This is a genomic window from Vitiosangium sp. GDMCC 1.1324, from assembly GCF_003044305.1.
Taxonomy (GTDB): domain Bacteria; phylum Myxococcota; class Myxococcia; order Myxococcales; family Myxococcaceae; genus Archangium.
In genome coordinates, this window is sequence record NZ_PZOX01000008.1 from 195,632 (window position 1) to 213,279 (window position 17,648).

The 17,648-nt window shown below is 71.1% G+C and carries 14 protein-coding genes and 1 tRNA gene; 2 read left to right on the plus strand and 13 right to left on the minus strand.

Annotated features, from left to right (window positions below):
• Position 1 precedes the first annotated feature (1 nt).
• Positions 2–1,042, minus strand: a complete 1,041-nt coding sequence (locus DAT35_RS24070; RefSeq protein ID WP_108069477.1) for a hypothetical protein — start codon at positions 1,040–1,042, stop codon at positions 2–4.
• A gap of 139 nt (positions 1,043–1,181) precedes the next feature.
• The gene (locus DAT35_RS24075; protein WP_108069478.1) at positions 1,182–1,817 is read right to left on the minus strand and encodes a TetR/AcrR family transcriptional regulator; all 636 of its coding nucleotides are present in this window, start codon (positions 1,815–1,817) and stop codon (positions 1,182–1,184) included.
• A 118-nt stretch (positions 1,818–1,935) separates the two neighbouring features.
• On the opposite strand from DAT35_RS24075, the gene DAT35_RS24080 reads away from it, so the two are divergent.
• Entirely contained in the window at positions 1,936–2,658 is a 723-nt protein-coding gene (locus DAT35_RS24080) for a Coq4 family protein (RefSeq protein ID WP_158501851.1), read from the plus strand.
• Between the two features lie 26 nt (positions 2,659–2,684).
• Here DAT35_RS24080 and DAT35_RS24085 read toward each other — a convergent pair whose 3' ends face one another.
• From DAT35_RS24085 to DAT35_RS24130, 10 genes are all read right to left on the minus strand, one after another.
• On the minus strand, positions 2,685–5,459 hold the full coding sequence (locus tag DAT35_RS24085) for a VWA domain-containing protein (RefSeq protein WP_108069480.1): 2,775 nt from the start codon (positions 5,457–5,459) through the stop codon (positions 2,685–2,687).
• A complete protein-coding gene (locus DAT35_RS24090) occupies positions 5,456–7,189 on the minus strand; it encodes a BatA and WFA domain-containing protein (protein ID WP_108069481.1) in 1,734 nt (577 codons plus the stop codon). The genes DAT35_RS24085 and DAT35_RS24090 overlap by 4 nt, the downstream gene beginning before the upstream one ends.
• A gap of 37 nt (positions 7,190–7,226) precedes the next feature.
• Positions 7,227–7,793: a hypothetical protein gene (locus DAT35_RS24095; RefSeq protein WP_146209860.1), complete on the minus strand. Its 567-nt coding sequence runs from the start codon at positions 7,791–7,793 to the stop codon at positions 7,227–7,229.
• A 5-nt stretch (positions 7,794–7,798) separates the two neighbouring features.
• Entirely contained in the window at positions 7,799–8,410 is a 612-nt protein-coding gene (locus DAT35_RS24100; RefSeq protein ID WP_108069483.1) for a hypothetical protein, read from the minus strand.
• Between the two features lie 119 nt (positions 8,411–8,529).
• Positions 8,530–9,396: a DUF58 domain-containing protein gene (locus DAT35_RS24105; RefSeq protein WP_108069484.1), complete on the minus strand. Its 867-nt coding sequence runs from the start codon at positions 9,394–9,396 to the stop codon at positions 8,530–8,532.
• A complete protein-coding gene (locus DAT35_RS24110) occupies positions 9,393–10,895 on the minus strand; it encodes an ABC transporter permease (RefSeq protein WP_108069485.1) in 1,503 nt (500 codons plus the stop codon). The genes DAT35_RS24105 and DAT35_RS24110 overlap by 4 nt, the downstream gene beginning before the upstream one ends.
• On the minus strand, positions 10,892–11,875 hold the full coding sequence (locus tag DAT35_RS24115; RefSeq protein ID WP_108069486.1) for an ABC transporter ATP-binding protein: 984 nt from the start codon (positions 11,873–11,875) through the stop codon (positions 10,892–10,894). Before DAT35_RS24115 ends, DAT35_RS24110 begins: the two co-directional genes overlap by 4 nt.
• Complete coding sequence (locus DAT35_RS24120; RefSeq protein WP_108069487.1) at positions 11,872–13,794, minus strand: hypothetical protein; 1,923 nt, start codon at positions 13,792–13,794, stop codon at positions 11,872–11,874. The genes DAT35_RS24115 and DAT35_RS24120 overlap by 4 nt, the downstream gene beginning before the upstream one ends.
• Entirely contained in the window at positions 13,787–14,782 is a 996-nt protein-coding gene (locus tag DAT35_RS24125; protein WP_108069488.1) for a MoxR family ATPase, read from the minus strand. The genes DAT35_RS24120 and DAT35_RS24125 overlap by 8 nt, the downstream gene beginning before the upstream one ends.
• A gap of 14 nt (positions 14,783–14,796) precedes the next feature.
• Positions 14,797–16,188: a hypothetical protein gene (locus tag DAT35_RS24130; protein WP_108069489.1), complete on the minus strand. Its 1,392-nt coding sequence runs from the start codon at positions 16,186–16,188 to the stop codon at positions 14,797–14,799.
• A gap of 138 nt (positions 16,189–16,326) precedes the next feature.
• Between DAT35_RS24130 and DAT35_RS59100 the strand changes: the two genes are divergently transcribed.
• A tRNA-Cys gene (locus DAT35_RS59100) sits at positions 16,327–16,400 on the plus strand.
• Positions 16,401–16,431: 31 nt separating this feature from the next.
• Here DAT35_RS59100 and DAT35_RS24135 read toward each other — a convergent pair.
• The gene (locus DAT35_RS24135) at positions 16,432–17,523 is read right to left on the minus strand and encodes a hypothetical protein (RefSeq protein ID WP_233261675.1); all 1,092 of its coding nucleotides are present in this window, start codon (positions 17,521–17,523) and stop codon (positions 16,432–16,434) included.
• Between the last annotated feature and the right edge of the window lie 125 nt (positions 17,524–17,648).

Here is a 17,648-nt window from a genome sequence, read left to right on the forward strand (position 1 = left end):
CTCAGAGCGCGTAGCTGGCGTAGCAGGTGCCCACCGGGCCGCTGCCGGTGGTCGGCGCGTTCGGCGCGGACTGCCACAGGCCCTCGGCGCCGCACTGGTGCCACTGCTGGTCCCCGCTCGACTGCACGCACGTGCGCGCCGGCACCGTCCTGCCCAGCGTGGCGGAGCTGCACCACGGCCACGAGGCCGTGCAGGTGGTGGGCTTCGCCGTGGTGCCCGCCGTGAAGGTGCCGTCGCTCAGGCACTGCCGCCAGACGCCGTCCGAGGAGCTCTGCACGCACACGCCCACCGCCACATTGGCGTCCACCGTGCCCGAGTAGCACGTGGTGGTGCCGGTGCCCCAGTTGTACTCGCCCTTGAACAGATTGAACTTCACGGCCACCAGCGACGAGCCGCCGATGTCGGTGCGGCCGCACTGGATGGCATACGCGCCCACCCACGGCGTGTACGTGTAGAGCGCCGCGGTGGCCTTGTTGGCCGGCGTCACCGAGCACGGATCCGACGTGCTCTTCGTCACGCCCGGCTTCCACCCGGAGATGGTGGCGCGGCCCGCATCCAGGTCGGTGAAGTAGCCGCGCAGCTTCTTGGCCGAGCACTCAATCTGGTTGCCGAAACCCGCGTAGGAGATGGTGCACCCGCCGCTGTCCGGACAGCCACAGCCAGTGGCCTTGGCCAGGTTCGTCGAGGTGCCGCTGGTGATGAGGCTCGACTCCGTCTGGATGCGCGCCAGCATGTACAGCGGGCTGATGGTGTACGCCTTGGAGCGCTCGACGATGAGCGCCGCCGCCGTCTTGCCCCAGGCCGGGTCCGTATAGGTGGCCAGGTACGAGCCCTTCTGCTGCAGGAACGCCTGCACCTGTGCCGTCGTAATCCACTGCCCACCGGTGATGTCCGCGTCCTCGAGCAGCCGGTGCATGTCGTACTCGGTCGTGGCCGGCTCGAGCACCTGGCCCGTGAGCTCGTCCACCGCGACCTCGTTCTCGGTCTGACCGCAGCCCACCAACAGCGCCGGCAACAGCAACAGCGTGTAACGCACCTTCATCACGTGCCTCGGGTAGAGCCGCGGAGCCAGGCGGAGAGCCCGGCTCCAACGGCAGGGGGGAGGCGCGTCTTACCACCCGGAAAGGGTGACTTCCTTGTTTTTCTAGAATATTGGAATCATCCAACACTCGGTGGAGCGCTCAGGGCTCTGGCGGCGCGAAGTACCGGAGGATGACCTTCGTGAGGAACGCGCGGAAGCGACGCATCGAGTCGGCGTCGCTCCCGAGGCCGCTGTTTCTCAAGAGGCTCGGACCCAGCACGGGCAGCCCGACCAAGGCGAGCGATGCGAGCGCCACGAGGTGCGCCGTGTCCTCTCGGGGCGGCGTCTTCTTCTGACCGTGCTTCGACTTGCGCAGCGTGTGGGTCGCGTCGACAACCTCGGAGAGCGTGACCTCGCCGCCGCCGATGGGACGCCCTTCGAGCGCGAGCCACATGAGCACGCGCGCATGCCCCGAGCCGGCCATCGCATCGAAGACGGCGTCGAGCATGGCCGCGACCTCCACCTCCTCGCCGCGCGATGCTTGGATCGCCTCGACCAACCGCGCGTTGATCGCCTGCAGCGCGCGCGCGACGACCGCGTCGACGAGGGCCTCACGGCTGCCGAAGTGGTGGAGCACCGTGGGATGCGACACGCCCGCGTCGGCCGCGACCTCCTGGAGGCGGATGCCGCTCGGGCCGGCGATCACGAGGCGCTTCTCGGCGGCGTCGAGGATCTCCGTGCGCGCGGACTCAGCGTCGCGCCTCTTCCGCTTCGTCTCAGCCATCGACGGCAGCATCGCATGCGCATGGGGGAAGGACTACCGACAAGTTTGTCAGCTCACTATTGACAACATTGTTCGTAAGCCGCATGGTTCGTCAGCCACCCAGTCGTGCTGGTTGCCGTGGAGGACTCCCATGACGCACGTGCAGTTCGCTCCCCGTCGCGCGTTCCGCGCCGCCCGCATCCTCGCCAACGATCCCGACGATCTGCCGCAGGTCTTCACCATCATCGAGTCGCTGTCGTTGGACACGATGCAGCGGATCGCCTCGGGGTTCCGTCGCAGCGAGAGCGGCCGCGCGCTGCTCGCGAAGAAGCCGGACATCGTGGACGTGCTCGCCGATCGCGCGGCCCTCGCGCGGCTCCCCGAAGGGTCGCTCGGGCGCGCGTACCTCGACTTCGTTGAACGCGAGAACATCTCCGCGCAGGGGATCCGCGACGCGGCCGCGAAGGGGGCGACGCTCGACAAGACGCTCCCCGCACCGCTCGACTGGGTGCACGCGCGCATGCGCGACACGCACGATCTGTGGCACGCCGCGACCGGCTATCACGGCGATGTGCTCGGCGAGACGGCGCTCCTCGCGTTCAGCCTGGCCCAGACGAAGAATCCCGCGATCGGTCTGATCGTCGGCATCGGTCTCGTCAAGACGAGCGGCGCGTCCGACGCGCAGATGGCGCGCGCGACCATCCTCGACGGCTTCCGCCGCGGATGGAAGGCGGCGTGGCTCCCGTCCGTCGATTGGGAGTCGCTCCTCGCGCTGCCGGTCGAAGAGGTGCGCCGCCGGCTGAACCTCGAGGCCCCGCGCGACTACCGTCCAATCCGGAGCGCGGAGATCAAGGCGCAGCGGGCCGCGGCCTGAGCCTTACCGGACCTGCCTGAAGCAGGTTAACGGCCCATGCGGCGGCGGGCCCGCTCTCGGGCGGCCTCGAGCGCCGAGTCCACGCCGCTCTCCTTCGCGGGCGCGTCCTGGGGTGGCGCCGCTCCGAAGGTGACGCCCGAAGTGGCCGGGGACTCTGGCACCTTTCCCGCTCCGGCCGTTCTCGTGGAAGGACTCGAGCTGGGGAAGGAAGCCGGCATGCCCGCTGCCGCCACGGCCACCGTCGCGGAGGGAGCCACCGCGCGCCGGGGCCTCGGTCCCGACAGGAAGCGGCGCACCGCCACCTCCGCCAGCAGCGCCACCACCGCCAGGCCCACCAACCACGGCGCCAGCGCCACGCGGCCCTCGGACTGGGGCGCATCGGTGAAGAGGCCCGCCATGGACAGCCGCTCCATGCCGCCGCCCACGGCCGCCACTCCTCGCAGCACCGCGAGCCCCTCCTGCGCATTGCCGGGCTCGAACTCGGGCGCGTAGGGCAACGTCACCGGTGGAGCCCGCAGCACCCGCGCGCCCAGCTTCACCACCGGGTGCCACGAACCACTGCCCGGCAGCGTGTACTCGGCCGCCACCCGGTCCTCGTCCTCCCAGCGCATGGGCAGTTCCACCGGCGAGCCCCGGCCGTCTCCCGGCAGCAGCACCAGCGAGGGCAGCGCGCCCGGCAGCGCCTCTCCCGGCGCGAAGTCCAGCGTCACCCGAAGCTGGTTGCCCCGCCGCTCCGAGCGCGCCACCGCCTCACCGGCTTCGCCCGCGCCGCCCATCGCCCAGCGAACCATGCCCTCCAGCGCCGCGCGCAGGCCGCTCCAGGAGCGCAGCTCGCCCGTGTACTCGCCGTCCACCTCCGCCATGAGGGCCACCACCCGCCCCGCGCCGCGCGGCCACAGCGCCAGCACCGGCGCCGCGTTGTCATCCAGCGTGCGCATGGCCACGCTCGCACGCGGCCGCAAGTACGTGAGGTTGTAGCCGCCCACCTGGGGCAGCCCCAGCCCCGGCAACCGGCCGAGCAGCGGCAGGTCCGGCGCCGCCTCGAGCGTAGCGGGCTCGTCCACGAAGGTGGCCCTCGCCACGGCGAGCGTCTCCTGGCTGAAGATGCGCGGCAGGCTCGTCGCGTCCTCCGCGAAGTAGATGCGGCCACCGCCCTTCGCGGCGATCTCCTTCAGCAGTGCCGCGTCCGGGTCCTTCTCCGTGCCCAGGCCGATGACGGACACCGTCACCTTCTCCTGCTGCAGCGCCGAGAGCGTCTTCAGGTAGTCTTCCGCCTCCTCCGAGTCCGCCGCGTCCGAGAAGAGCAGCACGTGCCGCGTGGCCTTGTCGCTGCGAAGAATCTGCTTCTTGCCCACGCGCAGCGCCTCGCCCACGAAGATGCCGCCTCCGCCGCTGAAGCCCCGCGACACCTCGTCCAGCGGCAGCCCCTCCTCCACCGGACTCATCGGGAAGATCTCGTGCGCCTCGGTGTCTACCATGTGCACGGACGCCTCGTCCTTGGCGTTGAGCAGCGTGAGCGCCCCCACCACTCCCTCGGCGGCCAGCTCCATTTTCGTACGACCGTCCGGAACCGTGACCCCCATGGAACAGCTGCAGTCCATCAGCACGCTCATGGCCAGGGACGTGCGGCGCTGCTCCTCGCGCATCTCCAGCGACACCGGCAGCAGCGGCTCCACCGGCGAGCGCCTGTAACCGCCCTCGCCGAAGCTGGAGCGGCCTCCCGTCATCACCAGTCCGCCACCGGCCTGCTCCACGTAGGAGGCCAGCGCGTTCAACCCCGGCTCTCCGAGCCGGTTCGCATCCACGTTCTCCAGCACCACCGCGCCCACGCCATCCAGCGCGTCCAGCGTCACGGGGAAGGGCGCGCGAACCTCCAGCGTCAGCCCCGCCACCCGCAGGGCCTTGGCGAGCGTGCCCTCGGGTTGGTCCGTGAGCAGCAGCACCCGGGGCGGGCCCTCCACGCGCAGCACCGCCTGCCCCACGTCGTTCTCCACCACCCCGTCTCCCGAGGCCTCCACCGTCATCCGGTAGGCCACCAGGCCCGGGGCGTCCACCAGGTCGCGGAAGGGCAGCAGGTTGGGCCCGGCGTGGAACTCGAAGGGCCCCTTCACCAGCACGCGGCCGTTGCGCTCCAGGCGCACCGTGCCAGTGACGGGCGCCGAGGCCTGCACCACACCTGTCATCTGGAAGGGCTCGTGTGCCTTCACCGCGGCCGGCACGTCCAGGGACAGGACCGCGAGGTCGAGCGGCGAGTCCTCGCGAGCCACATGGCGGAAGTCCACGGGAATGCCCCGGGCCGCCAGCCGCCGCGCTGCGCCCCGGGCATCCGCCCCCGTGGCCCGTCCGTCGGACACCACGAGCACGCGGCCGGTGCGGCCCGGCGGAATGAGCGCCCCCGCCGCGTCCAGCGCCGCCGACAGGTCCGACGCCTCCGCGTCCACCGGCCGGGTGAAGCCACCGAAGCGGCCCGTCTCCGACAGCGGGTGCTCGACACGAGCCTCGCGACCGAAGGAGATGACACCCACCCTGTCACCGGGGCGCCGCTGTGACTCCAGCAGGCCCACCAGTTCCGAGGCCACGCGCCCCGCGTCGGCCGGCATGGAGCGCGAGCGGTCCACCACCACCACCACGTCGCTGCCCGCGTGGCGCAGCAACCACTCGGGGCCGGCGAGCGCGCCCACCACGAGCAGCAGCAGCGCCCACCGCAACACCATGGGAGGACCCGGACGCTGGCCACGCTTCCACAGGAAGAGGCCCAGCGGCACGAGCAGCACCAGCGCCTGGGGCAGGGAGAAGCTCATTTCACCTCTGTGCGCCGCGTGAGGTGGAAGTCCGCCAGCAGTGCCGCCAGCAGCACCAACAGCGGCCAGCGCGCCCGGCCGGAAGGCGCTCCACCCTCGTCGTCACCGGCTCCAGCCTGAGCGGGCCTGTCGCCCTCGCCTCGCCCGCGCAGGTCCGACTCGCGGGCATCCAGCGGGAGCACCTCCACCGTGTCCACCGGCTCGCCCTCCCGCTCCAGCGTGTAGCGGCCGGGCACCGCGGGAGGTGGCAGGCTCAGGTCCCCCGCGCCGAAGAGGGGACGCTCTCCCTCGGGGCCCTCCAGCGTGTAGCGCGCGCCCGCCCGCGTCACCACTTGCAGGGACTCGCCAAGGGAGAGCTGACGCCGGGGGAAGCCCTCCTGCGAGCGCCGTACCTCGCGCAGCACGTTGCCCAGCAACACCGGCCACACGGATGTGCGCTGCACGTTGGAGCGCGAGAGGTCCACGTTGAGATGCACACGGCCCTCCTCCTCGGAGAGGAGCACCACGTCCCCCGCTGTCATCAGGGGCCGGCCCGGAGGTGCCTCGCTCCCGGCCGCCCAGCGCACGCCGCCGGGTTGCACATCGTCCAGCAGCGGATGGCCCTTCTCCGCGAAGAAGGGGCCCACGAAGGTGCGCACGGTACCGCCCGCCCCCACCGTCACCCGCGCGTCCGAGCCCCGGGGGCCGACGACGAGTGCCCCCTCTCCGGGCCCGAGCTCCAGCCCGGGCGCCACCGAGAAGAAACGCTCCAGCGCCGAGCGCGCCTGCGCGTCGAGTCCCTCGGCCAGGGCCACGCGCACCCGGCGCTCCGGAGCAGGAGGAAGGCGGGCCTCTCCGTCCTCGGGTAGCGCGTCCGGGGGCAGGGACACCTCCACATCGCCCGCGTTCTCGAAGGTGAAGCGCAGCGTGGCCGCGCCCTCCTCGGGCAGTTGCACCCGCTCGCGCCGCTCGGTGCCCTCCTTCGCACCGGGGCCGGGCTTCGCCACCGCGCGCACCTCCGTCTCCTGGGGAGACGAGCCGAAGCGCGCCACCCGCAGCGTCACCGTGGCCGTGGAGCCCTCGTCCCGGCGCCAGGCGGACACCAGCGCCACGTTGTCCCGGGAGGCGCCCAAGGCCGACCACCGCACCGCCGAGGGCACGGCCATGCCTTCCGAGGGTGGAGCATCGGTGAAGAAGTGCACGCGCCTGCCTGGGCCCGCGAGTTCCTGGGCCCACAGCAGGGTGGGCGCCACATCGTGGTCCGCCCCGAGGGCACGGAAGGACTCCAGCGCGGCGAGGGCGCGCGAGGGCTCGGCCTCCGGTCCCGCCAGCACGCGAGGGACGGTTCCGCTGGCCAACACCGTCACGCGCGTGGCCTTCTCCTCCTCCACGCGCCGGGCCGCCTCCGCGCGCACCTTCTCCAGCACGGAGCGCCCGTCCGGGTCGCGAGCGGACAGGGAGAGGCTCCCATCCACCACCAACACCAGGTGCCGCGTCCGGGCGTCCTCCCCCAGGCGCACGTCCGCGAGGAAGAGGGCCGCGGCCACCACCGCCAGCACTTCCAGCAGCAGCGAGGCCTCACGGGTGAAGCGCTCGAAGCGCGGGCCGGCCTCGGCACGTGGGCGGGGCGTGCGCCAGAGGAAGAGGGCGCTCACCACCACTGGCTTCTGCTTGCGGCGCAGGAAGTACGCCGCCACCAGTGACACGAGCGCCCCCAGCGCCAGCAATCCCCAGGGGAAGCCGAAGCTCATGGAGTACCCCAGCGGGTCGATCCTCGCGGTGTCGCGCTCAAGGCATTCCCGCGTCGGGCAACGGGCTGCCCGCGTCGGGCAACGGGCTGCCCGCGTCGGTAGAAACGGGGAAACTGACTCGTGCATCCGGAGGGACGGTCACGTCGATCGCCGAGGCTCCGCCATCCAGGAAGGATTGCTCGGAGCCACTCTCCCTGAGACCGCCATCCTCCAGTGTGTCCACATCCGGCTCTCCAGCAAGCAGTCGGCGGAGGATACGCCCGTCGATGCTGATCGCATATCTCGCTCCGGCATCCAGGGAGGAGTACGCACGACCGCAATAACCAGGGTTCTGCAGAATCGCCACGTAGATGATCTCACCGCGCCGGACGGAGTAGTACTTGTATGCCTCTGGCGTGTCGATGCATGCGCGCGGAGGGCCACCGGCAGGAAAGAAATCGTCAGCGACGACCTTGAGCGCTCGAAGTGTGGGGCCATCGATGTAACCGCCCACCATGATGGAATCGTAGCTGAGTATCTGGACGCTCGGCTCCTGGTGCTCGAACCAACCCCGGTGATGAAAACAACCCAGGGAGAGGACAATGAGCAGAAGCGCGAAGCTCATTGCCCTCATGGCCGCTCCTCAATGGGCTGGATCTTCGGAGTCCCATCGCTGGACCAGGCGACACGCGCGACCACATTCTTCTTCAAGCGTCCCTCGTCGAGCGTGTACCGGATGATCTCATCACTCCGGGCCGGAACGTAATGATAGAAGCCCGCGCACTCTGGCTTGCCATCCCGTTCCCTGCCGAAGAACGCGGCGATGCTGATAGAGACTTGCTGCCCTCGAACCCGTGTCGTGGGGCCGTGAATTCGTGCCATTCCAGCAATGGCATAGAGCTCAGGCAGCGAGATGCTGTCACCGCCAGGATGATTATGGAGCATCACGAGATAGGCCACCGCGGCATCCGAGTGGCGCTTGTCCGCGACGTGGGCCGGTAGATCACACCGCCGCCTTGACGGGTCATCCTGGACGGGGCTCGTCGTCAGCAGACTCATCTCTACATGCTCACCATCAACGGAATACAGCCAGGCGCAGTACTCACTCGCCGTTTTCCAGTACACGCTGAAGTCCTGATGATTCCTCGGGACTGGAATCATCGCATGTGGCTGCCGCAGGATGACCGGGCACGCGGCGAGGATGGCATCCGAGACATTGGCATAGCGGCCAAAGTCCGACATGGGACCAGAAACGCTCGTCAACGTTTCTCCTGGTTCGGGACTCGTGACATACGGATTCGGTCTCGGTGCCGTACAAGCAGCAGCTAAGAGCATGAGCAGCCCAGCACGGATTCTGAAGCTCATGCCACCCCCGCCGGGAGGAAGAGGGGCCGCAGCGGACCCGCCACCAATGCGCGCAGGGGCTGGAGCGAGGGAGCCACCAGGTGCGCCGCCCGGACCCTGGCCGCCGCGGCTCCGAGGGATTTCTGGTGCTCGGCGAAGCGCCGCGCGTACGCGGCCAGCACGTCCTCCGTGAGGAGTTCCTCGAGTGCCGCGCCACTCTCCGCGTCCACCAGCCGCGCGCCTTCTCCACCCGTGGGATCGAGGTCCTCCACGTCCAGCACCTGCACCAGGAAGAGCGCCGAGGCCCCCTGCGCCAGCCGCGACACGAGTGCCGGCATCGGGGCCTCGAAGAGGAAGTCGCTCACCACCACGCGCAAGCCACACGGGCGCAGCGGTGGCAGGCGCCCAAGGGCGGCGTGCAGATCATCCTTCGCGTCGAAGGCAGTGGAGCGCAGGGCGGAGCGGCACACCTGGCCCTGCACACGCTCGGGGCGGGCACCGCCCACCAGCAGCGTGGGGCTCAGGCCCTGCTGCGCGCCCACCTCCGTGGCCAGCAGCGCCAGTTCCCGCGCGCACCCGGCCTTGCGCGGCGACAGCGCCATGCTGCGCGAGCCATCCAGCAGCACCTCCAGGCGAGGGGACACCTCGTCCTGGCGCACGCGCAGAATCAGCTCGCCGGTGCGCGCCACCGCGTTCCAGTCCATCTGCCGCAGGTCGTCTCCCGGCTGGTAGGCGCGGAAGTCGTGCAGCTCCAGCGAGGCTCCAGCCGAGGCCGCTCGCACCTCTCCCGTCCGGCCACGCTGAGGCGTGCGAGGCAGCGCCAGGGCGAGGCCCGGAGCCAGCCGGGCCACCTCCGCCTCGTCGAAGTCCAGGGCGGGACTCATGAGGCGTGGGCCCGGCGCTCGCGCTCGACGAGGGTGCGGTCCGCGGCGAAGGTGGTGAGCACGGCCACCAACCACACGCAGGCGAGCAGCCCCAGGCTCATCTTCGACTCGTTCGTCGAGTAGTCGTAATCGCTGAAGTTCGCCATCCCGACGAAGGGGTTGAGCAGGTTGAAGAGCGGGTCATCCGCGTGCTGGCCCAGGAGGACGGCCACGAGCGGGGGCAGGGCGCCAGCCAGGCCCGCCAGCGCGAAGAAGAGGACGCGCACCACCGCCGGGGAGGCGAGCCGGTCCGAGCGCGGCAGGCGCCCCACCAGCAGCGGCAGGGAGAGGAAGAGAAGCGCATACGCCGGCGCGGCGAGCAGGCCGAGCAGGTGGGCGCCCGAGGTGATGCGGTCCAGGGACAGGCTGTAGAGCGCGAAGCACACCCCCGCCCAGAAGAGGAGGAGCAGCGTGACGAGCCGGAAGCCCCGCACCGCGCCCGGACGCAGCAGCGACCAGGGCCGGGTGGCGGCGCGCAGGGCCCGGGCCTGACCGTCCACGTCCGTGGCCACGAAGATGCCGGTGACGGACAGGTGCAGACACCCCAGGATGCTCGACACCGTGGCCATGTCCGTGGACAGGTTCTTCACCATCCACAGCCCCGCCAGGACGACTCCGGAGAGCAGCATCTGGAGGGCGAGCGCCAGCCGGGCGCCGAAGGTGTAGTTCTCCGTGGACAGCGACAGCCGGGCGGCGGCCGTCTCGAAGAGCAGCCACCCATAGGTGAGCATGGCCCACAGGAAGGAGCAGGCGAAGACGACGAACTCCTTGTCTCGGGTGAGGAAGCGGTAGCCCTGCTCGCTCAGGACGAAGGCCGACATCAGCCCGTAGACGAGGGACAGGAGGAGCCCAGCCAGCAGGACGAGGTGCACCAGGGCACGGCCCATGCGCGCATCGGCGAGCGTGGCCGCGGCCACCGCGACCACGGTGAGGAACAGGAGCCAGGAGGCGCCCAGCCCGAGCACGATGAGGATGGTCGGCAGGTCGATGCCGTTGAGGTAGTAGCTGAAGAGGAGGAAGGGCCCCACGGCAGAGGCGTACAGCCCTGCCTGCACCAGGAAGGAGGCCACCTTGCCGAGAAGAATCCGCCGGGGCCCCAGGCCGGTGAGGATGAGGAGCACCCACGTCTCGTCCTCGCGCTCGCGAGCCAGGGAGCGGTAGGCGCTGTAGGGGATGATGAAGAAGTGCACCACGCCCAGGCAGATGAAGAAGGCGAAGAAGAAGTCCTTGCCCTGGGTGGAGAGGCCGGAGTCCTGTGAGGAGGCATAGGCCACCATCGACAGGATGAGGCAAGCCAGCAGCATCAACCCGAAGCTCGCCCAGAAGACGCGGGAGCGGATGCCCTGGCGCACCTCCTTCACCACGAGCGGGTTGAGCCTGTCGCCCAGCCGCTCCAGCAACCGGGGCCGGGCCTCCCGAGGCGGGGCAGAGCCCGCGGTGTCCGTGGCCGTCGCGCTCACGCCACCCTCCCCTTCGTCACGTGCATGAAGGCATCCTCCAGGTTGCGCTCGCGGTGGCTGAAGGAGCACACGGGCACGCCCGCCCCCACCAGTGCCGCCAGCAGCCGCGCCGCCGACTCGTCCATCCAGTTGCCGGCCGCCGCACCGCCCTCGTGCTCCAGCCGGACGCGCAGCACCTCGCCCTCGCGCGCCACCTGCTTCACCCGGGGCTGCTCCAGCAGCAGCCGCTCGGCACGCGCCCACACCGCCTCGCCCTCCTCGCCCGGAAACAGACGCACCATCAACTCCGCCACCGCCGACCCGTTGGCCTGCGCGAGGAGGTCCGCCACCCGGCCCGTGGCCAGCAGTCGGCCCTGCTCGATGATGGCGCAGGTGTCACAGATTTCGGCCAGCTCGGTGAGGATGTGGCTGGAGATGAGCACCGCCTTGCCCTGGTCCGCGAGCGCGCGCAGCAGCTCGCGCAGCTCGATCCGGGCGCGCGGGTCCAGACCGTCCGCCGGCTCGTCGAGGATGAGCAGCTTCGGGTCGTGCAGCAGCGTGCGCCCGAGCGCCACGCGCTGCTTCATGCCCTTGGAGAGCGCGCTGGTGAGCTTGTCCTTGAGCGGCAGCAGCCCGGTGAACTCCATCACCGAGTCCACGCGCTTCGTCCGCGCCTGACCCTTCAGTCCGTAGGCACGCGCGAAGAAGTCGAGGAACTCGAAAACGGTGACGTCGTCGTAGGTGCCGTAGCGGTCCGGCATGTAGCCGATGAGCGGCCGTGCCTTGTCCGGGGAGTCCACCACCGAGTGCCCGTCCAGCGTCACCACGCCCGCAGTAGGCGTGTCCAGGGTGGCGATGATGCGCATGGTGGTGCTCTTGCCGGCGCCGTTGGGCCCGATGAAGCCCAGGATGGTGCCCGCCTCCAGCTCGAAGGACACGTCATCCACCGCGCGCAGGGCGCCGTAGTCGCGCCGCAGCCCCTTCACCTCCAACAGGCTCATGGTCCATCCACCCTTCCGCGCACGAAGTGCACCCCCTCGTGCAGCTCCACCGGGAGCGCCGCCGTGGGCGCCAGCCCCGGGCCCGACAGCCTCGCGAGGAAACCACCCTCGGGCAGGGGCTTGCTGAACTCGGACCAGGGCACGTTCGCGAAGCGGCGCTCCGCGGGCCCAGAGTAGTGCGTGAACTGCGGGAGCACCTTCCGCTCGTCGACGTCGGACGCGAGGGTGAGCACCCCCTCGGAGCCCTCGGCGAGCACTGGGAGCGTCCACAGCTTGCCACCGGCCCGGACGTACCCCTCCGTGAGCGGAGAGCCGAGCGCGTTCTGCACCCGCCAGCCCTTCCCCTCCCGCCGCACCACGAGCCGGGCCCGCGTGGGCACCACCGCCAGCTCGCCCCACTCCCGGTAGGTGCGCGAGGGCAGGAAGCCGCCCGTCACCACCATGCCATTCGTCCAGTCGCCCTCCACGAGCGTGGCGTCGTAGTCCACCTCCGGCCCGAGGAGCACGCCCAGGGCGGGGACGCGGATGCCTTCGGGCTCCAGGTTGGCGTAGTAGCCCCCGAGGCCCACCGTCACGGCCCGGTCCCGCTCCCGGTCCAACCAGATGAGGCTGTAGCGGGAGGAATGGATGGAGAAGCCCTCCACGAGCACCGCCCAGGCGATGATGGCCAGACACGTGATGAACGCCACCGCGGGCACGGCGATGAGCAGAGCCACGGGCCCCTTGCGCCGGGCCAGTGCGAGCCCTCCGGGCCCCACCGCCAGCACGAAGAGGGTGATGAGGAGCAGGAAGCGGCCCACCGGCGCCTGGACTCCGGGCAGCAGCGGTTGCTCGCCACCGGCCAGCATCTGACTGCTGCGCTGCCAGTTGGGTGGAGGCCCGATGGGCGTGATGATGCCCCCGGTGCCCTCGGTGACGACCCCCATCTTGTTCTCCGAGGGATTCGTGATCGCATCCGCGGCAGTGATCAGCCCGGAGCCGCACGCCTCTGCCGTGCCGCACAACAGCACCCGGCCGAAGCCATAGGACTGCACGCCTCCCGAGGTGGTGCCGGAGAGCAGGGGCAGGCGCTGCTCCACGTCTCGCGGAGGGCGGAGGAGGACCAGGTAGCCTCCGGTGGAGGCGTAGGCCTCGAGCGCGCTCCAGGCGTCCGCCGACAGCGTGGTGACATCCGCCACCACGACCAGGTGGTGGCCCACGTAGGCGGCGAGCTCGCGCGGTGCGTCCTCCGGCGCGACGAAGCGGACCGACAGCTTCGGCTGCTTCTCCACACGGGGCAGGCGGGTGCCGGACTGGAAGGCCCGCTCCGAGCCCAGCACCAGCGCCCCCGCGCCCGTCGGGTCCACCGAGTAGAAGGAGAGGGGACGGAAGGCGAGCCCCAGGCTCTGCACGCGCACGACGCCGCCGTGAGCGGCGACGGGAACGGGCAACCAGATGGAGAGCCGCTGGCGGGCGCCCACTTCGACCTGACGCGAGGCGATCTCGGCGCGGCCACCGGCACTGGACTCGACGCCGATGCGCACGGCGCGAGGGATGGCTTCCGGGTTGTGGAGCGTCACCTCCAACGGGATGTAGCCTCGCGAGGGGCGCAGCACGGCGGTGGCCACGGAGACCCGCAGGCTTCCCTCGGACACGTTCTCCGCGTGGCTCTGCACCTCCTGGTAACCCCGCTCCCAGCGCTCCTCGCCTCGGACGACCGCGGGCGCCGCCGCCGCCGCCGCCGCGGGGGCCACCGCTTCCGTCGCCGGTTCCACCTCATCACCGGCCTCATCCTCGGCCGCGGGCTCCGTCTCTTCGTCCGCGGGTGCCGCCTCGGGCGTGGCCGTCGCCGCTGGCTCGGGCTCGGCAGCCTGGGCGAGCGAGGGGGCGGAGCCTGCGCACAAGAGAGCGAGGAGCACGGCGGCGAAGCGCTCACGCACGAGGCACCTCGGGGACGGCCTGGAGCAGGGCACGCACCACGTCGAGCGAACCCACCTTCTCCAGAGAAGCCTCGTAGGCGAGCACCAGCCGGTGGTTGAGGACGGCGGGGGCGGCGGCCACCACCTCGTCGAAGCCCACGTTGGGCTTGCCCCGCATCAGCGCGAGCGCCCGTCCGGAGGCGGCCAGGGCCAGGGCCGCGCGGGGGCTGGCCCCGTAGCGCACGAAGCGGCGCACTGGCTCTGGAGCGCCCGGACTGCGCGGATCGCTCGACTCCACCAACCGGCCGATGAAGTCCGCCACCGGCACGGGCAGGTGCACCCGGTCCACCGCGGCGAAGAGGGAGGCGAGGCCCTCGGCGTCCGTCACCGAGGTCAGCACGGGCGGCGTGCCACGCACGCGCGTGGTGAGCAGGGTGCTGAGCGTCTTCGCGCCCACGGGCGGCACCTGGACGCGGAAGAGGAAACGGTCGAGCTGCGCCTCGGGCAGCGGATAGGTGCCCTCGAGCTCGATGGGGTTCTGGGTGGCGAGCACGAAGAAGGGCTCGGGCAGCGGGCGCGTCTGGCCGAGCACCGTCACGCTACGCTCCTGCATGGCCTCGAGCAGCGCGGCCTGCGTCTTGGGGCTGGAGCGGTTGATCTCATCCGCGAGCACCACGTTGGCGAAGAGGGGGCCCTCGCGGAAGGTGAAGTCGCGGCGACCCTCGCCCTCGAGGACATAGGTGCCGGTGATGTCGCCGGGCAGCAGGTCCGGGGTGAACTGGATGCGGCGGAAGGGCATCCCGAGCAGCCGCGCGAGCGCCTTGCACAGCTCCGTCTTGCCGAGGCCCGGCAGGCCCTCGAGCAGCATGTGGCCGCGTGCGAGCACCGCCGCCGTCACCTGCTCCACCACCTGCGCCTGGTCGAGCAGCACCTGGTTCAGCCCCTTCTGGAGCTGAGCCACCCTCTCCGCCGCGCCCTGCACCTCGGCGGGGCTCAACAATTCCGACACGGCCGACTCCTCTCCTAGGGTTCCCCCCCGAAATACCGCTTCACCAGCTCCCGGTTGCGAGGCAGCAGCGGCCCCGCCGAATGTCCCGCTTCCGCGTCGCCCTGGGCGCTCGTCCCCTGCCCGCCGCCTCCTCCGCCGCCCTCGCGCTTCTCCGGGTCCGCGCTCTTCAGGCCCCAGAGCCCCTGCGCCTCGCCGCCCTGGCCCTTGGGCAGGGGTTTGAAGGCGAGCCGCTCCGGGTCCATCTCCGCCTTGTCGCCGAAGACGAGCGGGCGGCTCTCCCCGCCACGCCCAGTGCCAGCGCCCTTCCCTTTCCCACCCTGGCGGCTCGCATGGCCGCCCTGACGCCCCTCCCCCTCCCCCTCTCCACCTTGAGAGCCCTTGCGTTCGGCGCCCTGGCCGAAACGCTGCTCCAACTCGCGCTGGCGGCGCTCGAGCGTCTCACGCAGGTTGGCCACCTCGTCGCGCGAGCGCGAAGCGCCCTGGCCTCCCTGCTTCGCCTGGGCGGAGCCGGTGCCACCATCTCCCGCTCCCGCGCCACCGCTCCCATTGCCCGACGGGGAGTTGTCCCCATCCTGGCCCTGCTGCTGGGACGGGTTCGTGGCGCTGTCATGGCCCAGGGCCGTCAGCGCGTTCTCGAGCGCCTCACGCTCCCGGGCGGCGGCCTCGGCTCCCGAGGCGGCATCCAGGGACTGCTCCAGCTCTCGCGCGGCCTCGGAGGCGGCGGCCAGCTCGGCGGCGGCCTTCGCGGCGCGGGCCTCGAGCGACTTCTCCAGGCCGTCGGCGGCCTCCCAATCGGCGGCATCGAAGCGGCCCTCGGCCACCTCCTCGGTGAGCCGGCGCAGCTCCTCCTCCAGGGGGGTGCCCAGCGGCTCCTCGCGGGCGAGCGCCTCGGCCATGGCCTGCACGGCGGCCACCTTCGCGGAGGCGGCGGCGTTGGCCGTTCGCACCTGACGGGCGGGCAGCGGCAGGAGGAAACCCACCGCGAGGAAGGTGAGCGCCGCGAGCATCGCCCCGGCCGGACGCTTCCATTGCACCGGAGGCGGCTGCACCGCGCGGGCGTACTGGTTGGCGGAGAGCTCCCATTCGCCCACGGGGCGCTCCAACCGGGTGAGCAGCAACCCACCCGCGCCGGCCGAGCGATCCGCCAGCACCGCCGCGTGCGTGAGGGAGACACCGCGGGCGCGGGCGCGGACGAACCACCAGACACCGGCGGAGAGCAGCGGCACGGGAAGCACCCAGGGGGCCGAGTCCCTCAACAGCAGCCGGGCCAGCACGCACCCGGTGGCGGCGGCCCACACGGGCGCCACGCCGGCCTCGGTCCAGATGACAGCATTGAGGCGCCGTTGCACGCGCCGGACGGGCGCGAGGATGAGGGCCTGCAGGCGGCGTTCGTCGCTGGCGGGCATGGAGGCCCCGAGTCTCGGACACTCGGGCGGCTCTCCACAAGCCGGGGGAGAAAGGCTCGGGCGCGGCACGTCAGGCTTCTCGTCACGAGCCGTCTCCCTCTCCTGCGCGGTTCGAGGGTCACCTCGGATGCGCCATGAGGCCCGTTCCGCCCGGGGCGGCGGCGATCTGCAAAATCGTCTGTTGCCGGGTTCGACTCCCGGACGGGCCTCCACCCGCTCCCCCGTCAGTCATATGGGCCCGGCTCAGGGCATCAGCGCGTAGACGAGCGACACCCGCCCCACCCACGCCGAGCCCACCTGCAGGTCCGCGGACAGTCCCCACCGCGCGGTGAGAAGCACGCGCCCGCGCAACCCGAAGTACCCCAGCGGCACTCCGCCCACGTTCTTCACGGCCCCCGGGAAGTCGTCCTTGCGGTGGTCGTAATAGAGCAGCGCCTCGCCGCGCAGTGGCCCTCCGCGTCCCAGGTACACGCCGTAGCCGAAGGTGAAGAGCAGCGCGTCGTTCAAGCTGTCATCGACGCCCGGCCCGTCGAAGACGAAGTGCTGCAACGCCAACCCCACGCCCATCTCCGCGAAGGTGCCAGCGAGGCGCGGGCTCAAGCGCGCCATGGCATGGCGGCCCCGCAGGAACACCTCCCCACCGCCGAGCGTGAAGCCCTCCGAGGGGAAGCGGTGCACGAGCGCCGCGAGCTCCACATCCAACGCGGTGCCATCCGCGCCCCCGAGCGCGCCCTCGGGCTCCCCCAACAACCGGTACGCGCCGCCCACGCGCACGCGCAGGTTTCCGTCATCCGGAGACACGCGCGCTCCGGCCTCCAGCCGCACATGCTCCACGCGCGCCACCGCGCCCAGCGAGACGAAGGCATGACGCTGGGGAAAGCTCGCATCCACCACGTGCTGGTACCCCACCTCCAGCTCGAGCGGAGGCAGGCGCGCCGGTGCCACGCCCGGAGGAAACGCCGGCCCCACCGCCGCATAGAGGTTGGCCAGCGCGGAGATGGAGAAGAGCCCCGCCCCCGTCAGCGCCAGCGTGTAGAGCGGCCCCGCGAACTGCCGCGTCTGCCCCGATAGATAGATGGGCGCCCCGGCCCCCACGAGCAGCGCCAGCCCCGTGCCCTCCATCGCGAAGAGCCACTTCGCCAGCTGCACGTCTCCCTCGGCGAGCGGTCCCAACCCGTGCAGCAGCAGTCCGGGCGCCACGGAGATCGCCGCGGGAACCACCGCAAACAATGGTTGTTCCCTGGAAGGTGGCTCGGCTCCGGCACGCGGCGCGTCACCCGCCTGCCCCGCCGCCAGGCCCGGAACCTGGGCCAGGAGCATGACCAGAGACGTCACTTTGCGACTGGGACTCGAAAATTTCCACACCATCGGAAAGGCAGACCCCAGCATACACGGTTTTGCCCATGATTAGCGACGTTGACTGTACGCCCCCGCCCCACACACGATCCCCAGTCAACGGC